This is a genomic window from Micromonospora sp. DT201 (assembly GCF_049841575.1).
In the GTDB taxonomy this organism is placed as follows: Bacteria; Actinomycetota; Actinomycetes; order Mycobacteriales; family Micromonosporaceae; genus Micromonospora.
Genome location: NZ_JBNCKP010000007.1, coordinates 18,462 through 31,807 on the forward strand (window position 1 = coordinate 18,462; position 13,346 = coordinate 31,807).

Sequence of the window (13,346 nt, forward strand, 5' to 3'; positions counted from 1 at the left end):
CGGCCGAGCTGGCCGCCCTGGTCGAACAGGCAGCCGAGCAGAGCAGCTCCCGCGCCGCCGACCCAGCACCGGCGCCGGAGCGCCCGGCGGTCGCGCCGGCCCGCACCGCCGCCACCGCGCCCCCGCCAGCGGGCGGCGACATCGCGGTCGTCGGCCTCTCCGCGCGCTTCGCCGACCTGCCGACGCCGGACCACCTGTGGCAGGCGGTACGCGAGGGCACGAGTCGGATTCGCGAGCTGAACCGACCGGGGTGGCCCGAGGACTTCTACGATCCCGACCCGGCGGCGAACGGCCGAGCGGTCAGCAAATGGGCCGGGCACCTCGACCGGATCGACGCCTTCGACGCCGGCTTCTTCCGCCTCTCGCCCCGGGAAGCCCGGCGGATGGATCCGCAACAACGCATCTTCCTTCAGGAGGCGTACCACGCCTTCGAGGACGCCGGCTACGCGCCGCAGCAGCTGGCCGGCCGTCGGGTGGGTGTGTTCGTGGGCGCCCGCGCCTCCGACTACCAGGAGCAGGTGGCCGCCGCCGAGGACGTCGGTTCGCAGGTCTTCCTCGGTACCGACGTGTCGATCCTCGCCGGTCGGGTCTCCCATCTGCTCGGTCTGACCGGCCCGAACCTCGCTGTCGACACCGCCTGCTCCTCGTCGCTCGTGGCGCTGCACCTGGCCTGCGCCAGCATCCAGCGCGGCGAATCGGAGATGGCGCTGGCTGGTGGCGTCTTCCTGGCACCGTCGCCGCGGTTCCTCGTCCTCGCGTCCAAAGCGGAGATGCTCTCCCCGTCCGGCCGGGTGCGCAGCTTCGACGCCGCCGCGGACGGCATGGTCGTCGGCGAGGGCGCGGGGGCGCTGCTGCTCAAGCCGCTCGACGCGGCACTGCGCGACGACGACCACGTCTACGGCGTCATCCGGGGCACCGCCGTCGGACACAACGGTCGTACCCACAGCATCACGACCCCGGCGACCCCGGCGGCCACCGAGCTGGTGCGGGGCCTGTACCGCGACTGCGGGGTGCCGCCGGACACCGTCCAGTACCTCGAGGTGCAGGGCGCCGGCATCCGGCTCGGGGACTCGGTGGAACTGCGGGCGCTCGCCAACGCGTTCGAGTCGGCCGGCGACCTGGTGATCGGCACGCACAAGGGCAACGTCGGGCACGCCATCACGGCGGCAGGTGTGGCAGCGGTCGCGAAGGTGCTGCTGGCCATGCGCCACCGCGAGATCCCACCGACGATCACCGGCGGCCCGGACGGCGACACCGAGCTTCCGGGCACACCGTTCCGACTCACCACACGACCGCTGCCGTGGCAGGCCCCGCCCGGCGCACCGCTGCGGGCCGGCATCAACTCGTTCGGATTCGGCGGCACCAACGCCCACGTCGTGATCGAGGAAGCGCCACCACGGACGCCGGCCATCGGTGTCGTCGAGGACCCGCCAGTCGTCCTGCTGCCGATCTCCGGTCGACGCCCGGCCGAACTCGCCAGACGACTGGCGGACCTGCTGGACTGGGCGGACCGCGACGGTGACCGGTACGCGCTGGCGGACGTCGCGTACACCCTGCAGACCGGACGGGCGCACTTCGAGTACCGGCTCGTCCTGCTCGCGCACGACCTCGACGACCTGCGCTCGGCGCTGCGCGCCGCGGTCAGCGAAGACGACCATGCTGGCCGTGTCATCGCGACCGGCGCCGCTGGCAGCGCTGACGGGCTGCGGGCAGTGGCCGACGATTACGTACGGGCCGGCGAGGTCCCGTGGTCGCGGCTGCACGAGGGCAGGCGGCGTCACCGGGTGCCGCTGCCCACCTACCCGTTCGCCGAGGAGAGCCACTGGATCGGCAGGCCCAGCACCGGGTCGCCACGGCAGGCCAGCGTCGAGCCGGCACGTCCGACCGCTCCGGACGCGCCGTCCCGGCTGCTCCCGTCGGCCCTGGCGCCCCGGCTCGGCGCGGCCGAACGCGACCTGCACGAGCGCGCGCACGACGAGCTGCGCCGGTGGGCGCACGACAGCATCGCCCGCATGCTCGTCGACCACGGCGCTCTGGAGGCCGGTGGCCCCGCCGTCGCGGTCGGCGCGGCGATGACCCGCCTCGGTGTCGCCGCCCGGCACCGCCGTCAGTGGGACGCGCTGCTCGACATGCTGAACCGGTCCGCGACTGTCGAGCTGACCGGTGACACAGTCGCGCTCACCCGGCCGGTGCCGACCAGCACCGAGCTCGCCACCGAGCGCGCCCGCCTGGACAGCGCCTACCGGGAGGCGGAACCCTTCACCCGGCTGCTCGGCATCTGCTTCGACAACTACGCCCGGGTGCTGCGGGACGACATCCCGGCGACCGACGTGCTCTTTCCGGGCTCATCCTTCGCGCTCATCCAGCCGCTGTACCAAGGGCACACCATGGCCGACCTGTGCAACGACACTGTCGCCTGGGCGATCGAGCGCTATCTGGACCATCGGGTCGCCCGGCTCGCCCCCGGTGAACGGGTCGAGATCGTCGAGGTGGGCGCCGGCACCGGAGGCACCAGCCGGCGGGTCTTCGCGGCGGTCGGCCGGCACGCCGCGCAGCTGCGGTACCACTACACCGACGTGTCGCTGGCGATGGCCAAGTTCGGGGCGCACGAATTCGGGCCGGCCACCCCCTTCGCCGAATTCGGCACCCTGGACGTCGACAGCGACGTCACCGCCCAGGGGTATCCGGCCGGCGGGATCGACCTGGTGGTGGCCACCAACGTCCTGCACGCCACCGCGGACGTCCGGCGTACCGTCGCGAACCTGCGCCGGCTGCTGCGGCCCGGTGGCTGGCTGGTGCTCAACGAGCTGACCACGACCGTCGACGTCATCGCCATGATCGTCGGCCAGCTCGACGGCTGGTGGCGCTATGAGGACGCGGACCTCCGGCTGCCGTACTCCCCGGTGATCGCCGCCGACGGCTGGCAGGCGGTGCTGCGCGAAGCCGGCCTGACCGATGCGCTGCTCCTCGGCCCGCCCCCACGGCCCGGCCGCGGCGTCGGCCAGAACGTCATCATCGCGCAGAACCCGGGCCCGGTGACCGCCGGGGAAACGGCAACGCCGGCCGGAACGGCCAGCCGGGTGGTCGAGACCGACGCCGCGCCGGTCCGGGTGGTCGCGGACGTCGCCGCCGGTGACCCCGAGACCGGCGTACGGGAGCGGATCCGTGCCTGCCTCGCCCTGGCGCTCGAGACCGACGCCCGCCAGCTCGCCGACGACCAACCCTTCGCCGAGTACGGCGTGGACTCGCTGATCGGGGCGGAACTGGTCAACCGGATCAACGACACGCTCGGCACCCGTCTGCGGACGCCGGACCTCTACGCGCACATCACCGTCGGCGAGCTCGCCGCGCACGTACTGCGGGCGTTTCCGGCGGCGGCCACCCGGCACGCGGCGGTCCAGCCGGAGCCGGCACGCGCCCACGCTCCCGCCTCGACGCCTGCGGTGCCGGGCACCATCGGGCCCGCCGACCGCGACGTGGCCGTCATCGGTCTGTCGTGCACGTTTCCGGGCAGCGTCGACGCCGAACAGTACTGGGACAACCTCGTGCACGGGCGCACCCTGTTCCGGGACGTGCCCGTCGAGAGGTGGGACGTGGACCGGTTCCACCACCCGGACCGCGCCCGGACCGACACCACCTACTGTCGGCTGGGCGGTTTCCTCGACGACATCGAGCGGTTCGATGCGCTCTTCTTCACCATGTCCGGCCGGGACGCGGAGGTCTCCGACCCCCAGCACCGGTTGTTCCTGCAAGAGGCATGGAACGCGCTGGAGGACGCCGGCTACGCCGGTGCGGTGGCCGGTCGCCGTTGTGGGGTGTTCGTCGGCAGCACCGGCGGCGACTACGACGCGCTCCAGGAGGACCACGACGTCGCCCACAGCCCGACGACGATGCTCAACAACCAGACCTCGACGCTCTCCGGCCGCATCTCGTACTTCCTCGACCTGGCCGGGCCGAACCTCGCCGTCGACACCGCCTGCTCGTCCTCCCTGGTCGCCATCCACCTGGCCTGTCAGAGCCTGTTCTCCGGGGAGAGTGAACTGGCCCTGGCCGGTGGCGTCTTCATCGCCACGACGCCGCGCTTCTTCGTGCACATGTCCCAGCTCGGGGTGCTGTCGCCCAACGACGCCTGTCGGCCCTTCGACGCGGGTGCCGACGGCTTCCTTCCCGGCGAGGGATTGGCCGCCCTGGTGCTCAAACCCCTCGCCGCCGCGCAGCGCGACGGGGACCACGTCTACGGCGTCATCAGAGGCACGGCGATCAACCACGACGGTCGCACGAACGGCTTCACCGCACCCAGCACCCGTTCGCAGACCGCGCTGGCCACCGAGCTGTACGCCCGCGCCGGCATCGACCCCGACACCATCGGCTACGTGGAGGCACACGGCACCGGCACCGAACTGGGCGACCCCATCGAGGTGACGGCCCTGACCAACGCCTTCCGCCAGCACACGCAGCGCCGCCAGTTCGCCGCCATCGGCTCGGTCAAGGCCAACATCGGGCACACCGTGGGCGCCTCCGGGATCGCCGGTGTCATCAAGGTACTGATGGCGATGCGGCACTGTGCCATTCCGCCGCAGGCGGCCTACCGGGAGGCCAACGCGTACATCGACTTCGCGTCCAGCCCTTTCTACGTGCCCACGAGCCCGGTCCCGTGGCCGGTCCGACCCGACCAGCCACGGCGGGCCACCGTCAGTGCGTTCGGTTTCAGCGGGACAAACGCGATGCTGCTGCTCGAGGAGGCACCGCCGACGCCGGAAACCGGTGTGGACGGCAGCGGACCGGACGAGATGCTCGTTCCCCTCTCCGCCCGCGACGGTGCGGCGCTCCGCCGGTACGCGCGCGCCATCGCCGACCGCGTCGACCCGGCCATCGCCGACCGGCTCGCGCCGCGGCTCGCCGACGTCGCGGTCACCCTGCGGACCCGGCGCAGCGCCTTTCCGGAACGGCTCGTCGTCCGCGCCGGGAGCACGACCATCCTCGCCGAGCGCCTGCGCCGCTTCGCCGGGGGAGAGATCGAGGTGCCTGGTCTCGTACGCGGCAGCGCCGACCCGGTGGCCCAGCAGCCGACACCTCCCTCGAACGACGACGACGGGATCGCCCGCGCCTGGTGCGGCGGCGCCGACATCGACTGGTCGAGGCTGCCGGCCGGTTCCGGCCGGCCGGTTCCGCTACCCACCTACCCGTTCCAGGGCGAGCGGTACTGGGCCGCACCGGCTGCCGCGCCACCGGCCGCCGGTGAGCCTGGTTCGGGCATGCACGTCCTGGAGTCCTTCTGGCAGCCGGCGCCCACTCCGGCCCTGCCGGCGACCCCGGGACGGGTACTGCTGCTCGGCGGTGCGCGGGAACGCGCCGTGGCACTGACGCTGATTGGCGCCACGGCCGTCGAGGGTGAGGTCGCCCTCCTGGAACGCGGCGGGGACCAGTTCGACGGGGTGCTGTTCCTGGTGCCCCCGCCCAGTGGCGATGACGTCGGCGATCCGACCCGGGTGGCGCGGGACCTGACCGCCAGCACTCTGCCCGTACTGCGGGCGGTCCGTGCGGCGGCCGCGTTGCCGTACCCCGTGCGTTTCGTCGTGGCCGCCGGCCGCCGACCCGGAACCGGACCGGATCCCTGCGCCGTCGCACTCGGCCCGCTGGGCCGGTCGCTGCGGCTGGCCGCGCCGCACGTGTCGCTGACCGTGGTGGACGTCGTCGACACCGACGACCCCGCCGCGGTTGTCCGCGCCGCGTTGGCGGAATGGCCCAGCCACACCCTGCCCGAGATCCGCCGGTCCGGCGCCGAGCGGACGATCCCGGCCCTGCGCGCAGCACCGGACCCGCACTCCGACGAGCCGGTCGTGATCCGGCCGGGTGCCGTCTGCGTCGTGACCGGCGGCGCTGGTGGACTGGGTCTTCTGGTGGCGCGCCACCTGGCTCGGCGATATGGCGCCCGGCTGCTGCTGCTCGGCCGGTCCGCGGTGGATGCCCGCATCGAACGGGAACTGGCCGAGCTCACCCGCCTGGGCGCGGTGGAGCCACGGTACGCACCTGTGGATGTGGCCGACCCGGTCCAGGTGTCCGCAGCACTCGCCGACTTCCAGGCCCGCGCGGGAGCGGTCTCCGTCGTGGTGCACGCCGCCGGCGTACTGGATCAGCGGATCCTGCCCGACCGGCAGTGGCCGACGGTCGAGGCCACGCTGCGGCCCAAGACGATCGGCGCGGCGGTGCTGGACGCGGCCACCGCGGCGAACCCGCTGGACGCCTTCGTGCTGTTCTCGTCGGCGTCGTCGGTGGTGGGCGACTTCGGTGAGTGTGACTACTCCGTCGCCAACCGGTTCCTCGACGGGTTCGGCGCCTGGCGGGAGCGGCTGCGCGAGCGAGGGCTGCGGCGCGGTGCCAGCGTGGTGCTGCAGTGGGGGCCGTGGGTTGACGGCGGCATGCGACTCGCCGAGTCCAGTCGGCAGCTCTACGCGGGCCACGGCGACCTGACGCCGATCGACGCGGCGCAGGGCCTGGCCGCGTTCGACCGGATGCTGTCGGGCGGCGGAGGCAGCCGGATGATCGTCGCCGGCACCACGACCGGTGTCCGCCGTCTGATCGGTCAGCTCGATCCCCCCGCGCCGATGCGGCCGACTGCCGACAATCCTGTCCCGTCGTCCGGGGAGCGGTCGGCCGAGCTGCACGACTGGGTACTCGCCGAGGTTCGTACGCTCGCCGCCGCGCTGCTCCGCCTGGAGAACACCCCCGCGGTCGTCGAGGCCGGGGGGCTGCCCGTGGACGAGGGACTCGGCGAGTTCGGGTTCGACTCGCTCAGCCTGAAGGACTTCGCGGACCGGCTGAGCAGCCACTTCCAGGTGGCGGTGTCACCGACTGTCTTCTTCAGTCGCAGCACGCTGCGGTTGGTGGCCGAGCACCTGGTCGAGTCGGAGTTGGCCGCTGTGCGCGCCGGCTTCGCCTCCGCCCGCTCGGGCACAGAGGCAGAGGCGGATCCGCAGGCGATGGGCGAGCCGACCGTATCGGCGCCCCTGTCCGCGTCTGTGCCGTCGTTCGCACCCGTCTCGACAGCTAGTGGTGAGCCGGATCCGGTTGCCGTGGTCGGCATGGCGGGGCGGCTGCCGGGCTCGGGCGATCTGCACGAATTCTGGCAACACGTGCGGGACGGCCGCGACCTCGTCGGCGAGGTGCCGCCGGACCGTTGGGACTGGCGGACGGTGTACTCACCGGACCGGTTCGGGGAGGGCCGTACCCGATCTCGGTGGGGTGGCTTCCTGCCCGACGTCGACCGGTTCGACGCCCGGTTCTTCGGGGTGTCCGGCCGGGAGGCGGAGCTGATGGACCCGCAGCAGCGCCTGCTGCTCCAGGCCGCCTGGTCCGCCGTGGAGGACGCCGGCTGGCGGCCCTCCGCGCTGTCCGGCACGCGGACCGGCGTCTACGTCGGCGCGCAGTTCAGCGACTACCAGGAACTTCTCCGTGCCCAGGGGGTGAGTGAGCCCCAGGTGGGCACCGGCACCGAGCTGACCATGCTGGCCAACCGGGTTTCCTACCTGCTCGGCCTGCGCGGCCCGAGCGAGGTGGTGAACACCGCCTGCTCATCGTCGCTGGTCGCGGTGCACCGGGCGCTCACCGCGATCCGGAACGGCGATTGCGACGCCGCCGTCGTGGGCGGCTGCAATCTCATGCTGACGCCCACCTACCACGTCGTCACCAGTCAGATGGGCGTGAACTCACCGAGCGGCCGGTGCCGCACCTTCGACAGGGCCGCCGACGGGTACGTGCGCGGTGAGGGCATCCTGGCCCTGGTCCTCAAGCCGCTGTCGGCCGCACTGCGCGACGGCGACCACGTGTACGCGGTGCTTCGCGGCTCCGCCGTCAACCACGGAGGCCGTGCCAGCTCACCGACGTCACCGAACGCGGACGCCCAGGCGGACGTGGTGGCCACCGCCTGGATACGCGCCGACGTGTCGCCCGAGTCCGTCTCCTACCTGGAGGCCCATGGCACCGGAACCGAACTCGGCGACCCGGTGGAGGTCGACGGTTTGCGCCGTGCGATCCGGCTCTGGTCGGAGCGCACCGGTCGCCCGGTGCCGCCCGGCTCGTGGTGCGGCCTCGGCACTGTCAAGACCCGCATCGGTCACCTGGAGGCCGCGTCCGGGCTGGCCGGTCTGGTGAACGTCATCCTGGCGATGCGCCACCGAACCCTGCCGGGCCTGCTGCACCTCACCGAACCGAACCCGCTCCTGCACCTCGACGACGGGCCGTTCCACCTGGTGGACAGCACCCGCGAGTGGGTGTCGCCGCCGGGTGTGCCGCGCCGCGCCGGCGTCTCCTCCTTCGGGTTCGGCGGCAGCAACGCCCACGTCGTCGTGGAGGAGTACCCACCCGCCCAGACCCGCCCGGCGGGGCCCTCGCTACCCCAGGCCGTCGTCCTCTCCGCCCGGAACGAGGAGCGACTGCGCAGCGCTGCCGGTCGGCTTGCCGACGTCCTGCGCGCGAAGCCCGATGCCACGGTCACGGAGGTGCGCGGCATCGTCGCCGACGTGCTCGCCGTCGACGTGGCGGACGTCGACATCCACTCGTCACTCACCGAGTTCGGTGCGGACCCGGTCACCATGGCCGAGGTCGGCAGGCGGTTGGGCCTGGCCGGTCCGCCGCCCGCCGCACGCGCGTCGGTGGCGGAACTGTCCGCCACCGCGGGACCGCGCCGCGGACAGCCCGATCTGGCGGACGTGGCGTACACGCTGCAGACCGGCCGAGAATCCATGACCGAACGCCTGGCCATCGTCAGCGCCGACGCCGACGAGCTGGCCGGCCTGCTCGCCGACTTCGCCGGCGGGGCCAACCCGCCGCCGCTGCTGCGCGGTCGTGTGCCCGCCGGCGCGCTCGGCCGTACCGATGACGCAGCGACGTCCCCGGAGGAAGCCGCCCGCTCCTGGCTCGACGGTCGGGAGCCGAACTGGGCGGCCCTGCACCGCGCCCCGCGCCGGATTCCGTTGCCGGGCTACCCGTTCGCCGAGGATCGGTACTGGCTGCCCACAGTCGAAGCCCCCGCGCCCGACCGGCCGCACCCCCTCATCGACGAGGACTGTTCGACACCTGAGGAACCGCGGTTCCGGGTCGTGCTGCGCCAAGACGATCGCTGGCTCGCCGACCACGTCATCGCCGGACGGGCCACGCTGCCCGGCGCCGCGTACACCGAACTGGCCCGCGTCGCCGCCGAGCTCGGCGATGCCGACGGCCGGCCGGCCGCCGCCGTGCGCGACCTCCTGTGGGCACGTCCCGTCGTGGTCGCCGCCGAGCCGGTCACCCTGGACGTCGTGCTGGCACCGGGCCGGCACCCCGGCACCGTCCGGGTCGAGTTCCGGACCGGTCCCGTCCCCGTGGTCCACGCCATGGCCACTGTCGTCTTCGACGACATGCCTGCGGATGCGGAACAGGCGGACGTCGCCGCGATCACCGGGCGGGCCGCGAGCACCGTCGAGGGCGCGGAGATCTACCGGCGGTTCCGCGCCGACGGAGCGGACTACGGCCCGGCGTTCCGGGTGGTCGAGCGGATGTGGCGCGGCGACGGCGAGGCCATCGCCCGGCTGCGACTCCCCACGGACGCGACAACCGACACGACGAGCATGGTGCTGCATCCCGTGCTGCTCGACGGTGCCTTCCAGGCGGTGTCCGGACTGCTCGACGGCACCGGCGGGGACGGCGGGCCACTGGTGCCGTTCGCCGTGCAGGACGTGCGGATCCTGGCCGCCACCGCGCACACCGGTTACGCGTACGCGACCCGCTCCGACGCTGGCCGGTTCGACATCCGCCTCACCGACGACCAGGGCCGGGTGACCACAGTCGTGCGTGGTCTGTCGGCCCGGGCCATGGCCCGTCCGGGCGACGACGTGCGATGCCGCTTCCTCGCGCCCCGGTGGCAACCCGCGCCCGCGGTCGGATCCGGCCCGGCTCCCCGGCGGGTGCTGGTGCTGGGCGACGGCGAGGACCGTGCCGACCTGGTCGTGGCCGACGTCGGGACCGGATTCACCGAGGTGACACCCGGCCGGCGGTACGTCCTCGATCCCGCGTCCTTCGACGACCTGGACCGCCTGCTCGACAGGCTCACCGAGCTGGACGCCACCCCGGACGCGGTGCTGCACCTGTGGTCGGCAGGCTCCGAGGCCGACCACGGACCTCTCCTGATGATCAACCTTTGCCGGGCGTTGGCCCGGCGCCGGCGCGGCGCCCGGATCGTGAGCGTCGTCCCGGCCGACCAGCCGGCCGCGGCAGCGCTGGCCGCCACCGCGCGGGTGGTACGAGGGGAACACCGCGACCTCGACGTCGTGGTGGTGCAGACGACCCGTCCGCTGTCGCTGGCGGAGTCCCTCGACGAACTCTCCGTTCAGCACGGCGAGCCGGAGATTCGGCGCGGCGACCATCGGGACGTGCTGCGCTGGCACGAACTCGACGGCATGTCCGCCACCTCCGCCGGGAGCTGGGTCCGTCCCGGCGCGGTGTGCCTGGTGACGGGCGCTTCCGGCGGCCTGGGCCGGTTGGTCGTCGAGCACCTGGTGGCGGCCGGCGCGCGGGTGGTGGCCGTGTCCCGGTCGGAGCCGGCGGCACTCGATCCGTCGGTGGTCTTCGTGTGCGGCGACGTGTCGGTACGCGAGGACGTGCTCGCAGCGGTGGCGACGGCGCGGGAGCGGTTCGGTCGGCTGGACGTCGTGGTGCACGCGGCGGGGGTGCTGCGCGACGGGCTGGTCGTCGGGAAGTCGGCGGCGGACGTGGCGGCGGTCTGCGCTCCGAAGGTGGCGGGGGCGCGGTGGCTGGACGAGGCCACGGCTGACCTGGATCTCGACTCGTTCGTGCTGTTCTCGTCGTTGGCGGGGGCGCTGGGCAATGTGGGGCAGGCCGACTACGCGTACGCGAACCGGTTCCTGGACGAGTTCGCGGTATGGCGGTCCGAGCGGCGTCCCGGTGTGACGGTGTCGGTGGGGTGGCCGTTGTGGGCCGACGGCGGCATGACGGTCGACACGGACACCCGGCAACGACTGCGACGTGCCACTGGCATGGCGCCGCTGGCCGCTGACGTCGGACTCGCCGCGCTGGCACACGCGCACCACCTGGGTGAGCCGCGGATCGCGGTGTGGCACGGCGAGACCCACAGGGGCGCCCCGCTGCCCGGGACGACGGACGAGCCGGCGCGGGCGGAGCCGGTGCCGCCGGGCGCGCGGCGCGATCTGAACCACGAACTCGCCGAGGTCTGCGCCGAGGTGCTGAAGGTAGACGTAGCCGAGCTCGACCCGGAGGAGGAGCTGTCGGCGTACGGCCTGGACTCGATCCTGATGATGACGTTGCTGAACCGTCTGGAGGCGCGGTTCGACACGGTCGTCGAGCCCAGCGCGGTCAGTGAGTATCCGACGATCGCCACGTTGGCGGCGCACCTGGCCGCGACGGTGGCGTCGCCCGAGCCGGCTCCGGTGGCGGCTCGTCCGCCGACCGCCGCTCCGGACACGTCGGTGGCGGTGATCGGGATGGCGGGGCGCTTTCCCGGTTCGCCGTCCGTGGCGGCGCTGTGGGAGAACCTGCTGGCCGGTCGGCCGCTGGTGTCGGAGGTGCCGGCGGATCGGTGGGACGTCAGCGCGGCGTTCGATCCGTCGCGGCAGCGGCCGGGTACGTCGTACTCGAAATGGGCGGGGTTCACCGAGGGGGCGTTCGATTTCGACGCCGGCTATTTCGGGGTGGCCGACGCCGACGCGGTGGTGATGGATCCACATCAACGTCTGGTGCTGGAGTTGGCGGCGGAACTGTTCGCCGACGCGGGCTACCGGCCGGACGAGGTAGCGGGTTCGCGGACCGGCGTCTTCATCGGCGGCGGTGACAGCAACTACCTGCCCAAGGACGTCGGCGCGGTGCCGCCGGACGCGGTCCGCAACCTGTTGACCAGCACCATCCCCAACATGATGGCGGCGCGGGTGTCGGACTTCTTCGACCTGCGGGGGCCGGCGCAGACGATCGACACGGCGTGTTCGTCGGCGCTGGTTGCCATTCACGCGGCCTGCCGGGCATTGCGGGCCGGCGAGTGCGACTTCGCCATCGCCGGTGGCGTCGAACTTCTTGTCGATCCGTACCTGCACATCGCCTTCAGCCAGGCGGGTGCGTTGGCGCCGGACGGGGTGTGTGCGGTCTTCGACGAAGGCGCGCACGGTCTGGTGCTGGGTGAGGGTGGTGGCCTGGTGTTGCTGCGCCGGGTACCGGACGCGGTCGCCGCGGGGGACCGGGTGGCCGGGGTGGTGCTGGGCGGTGCGGTGAACAACGACGGCCGGACGATGGGGTTGACGGTGCCCAGCGTCGACGGCCAGGAGACCGTGCTGCGGGCCGCGTTGGCGGACGCGGGGGTGCCGGGGGAGTCGATCGGCTATCTGGAGGCGCACGGGACCGGGACTCTGTTGGGAGATCCGATCGAGGTGCGTGCGGCGTCGCGGGTGTTCGGATCCGGTGCCGGGCGGGCCTGGTGCGGAATCGGGTCGGTGAAGTCGAACCTGGGACACCTGATGCGGGCCGCCGGGGTGGTCGGGTTCATCAAGGCGGTGCTGGCTGTCGACTCGGGGGTGCTACCGGCGACCGTGCACTGCGTGCGTCCGCATCCACGGTTCCGGTTCGCCGAGTCCCCGTTCTTCCCGGTGACGGAGACGCAGCCGTGGTCGACGGCCGACGGGGTGCCGCGCCGGGCCGGCGTGTCGGCGTTCGGATTCGGTGGGACCAACGCGCACGTGGTCGTGCAGCAGCACCAGAGTGCACAGGGGACGCGGGTGCCACTGCCGCCGCCCCGGTTCCAGCGACGTCGCTACCGGCTCGGGGAGACTGCCGCCCCGGAATCGGGTCGGAGCCTGCTCGACCTGCTCGCCTCCGTCCACGACGGCCGACTCAGCGCCGACACGGCAGCGAACCTGATCACATCCCTGGCGTCCGCGCCGGTCACGAACGGGGCGACCACGAGATGAACAGCGCCGACGTCCACGAAGTGCTGCGTGCGCTCGCCCGTCGGGAGATCTCGCCGGCTCAGGCGCAGACCCTGATCTCCGGTCCGCAGCCGTTCCGGTACCCGGTCGACTACGACCAGCCCCAGCTCCGCGACCACCTTGGGAGCAACCCCTTCGACGGCCGCGCGGACACCCGGGTCCTGCTCGGCGTCACGCACGCCGCCCTCGCCGTCCAGGCGCACCTCGCGGCCGGTGGCGCCCTACCGGTGCGGGTGGCGGACCTGACGGTCACCGCGCCGGTGCTGCTCCGCCCGGGCGCCCGGGGTGAGATCACCGTCGCCCGCACCGGCGACGAGGAGCGGTTCGACGTCCGCTTCGACACCGACGGCTCCAGCACCGAGG

General features: G+C 73.1%; 2 protein-coding genes (1 of these 2 only partly in view). Both read left to right on the forward strand.

The window, feature by feature from the left end; all coding sequences use genetic code 11:
* Window positions 1–194 precede the first annotated feature (194 nt).
* Window positions 195–12,965 (forward strand): SDR family NAD(P)-dependent oxidoreductase, encoded by a 12,771-nt coding sequence (locus ACLQ28_RS14905; protein WP_425686981.1) that lies wholly within the window; start codon window positions 195–197, stop codon window positions 12,963–12,965.
* A protein-coding gene (locus ACLQ28_RS14910; RefSeq protein WP_425686860.1) for an SDR family NAD(P)-dependent oxidoreductase crosses the window boundary here: on the forward strand, window positions 12,962–13,346 show its start. Its footprint extends 12,257 nt past the window's final position; the window shows 385 of its 12,642 coding nt (coding positions 1–385); its start codon is at window positions 12,962–12,964; its stop codon lies off the right edge, out of view. Before ACLQ28_RS14905 ends, ACLQ28_RS14910 begins: the two co-directional genes overlap by 4 nt.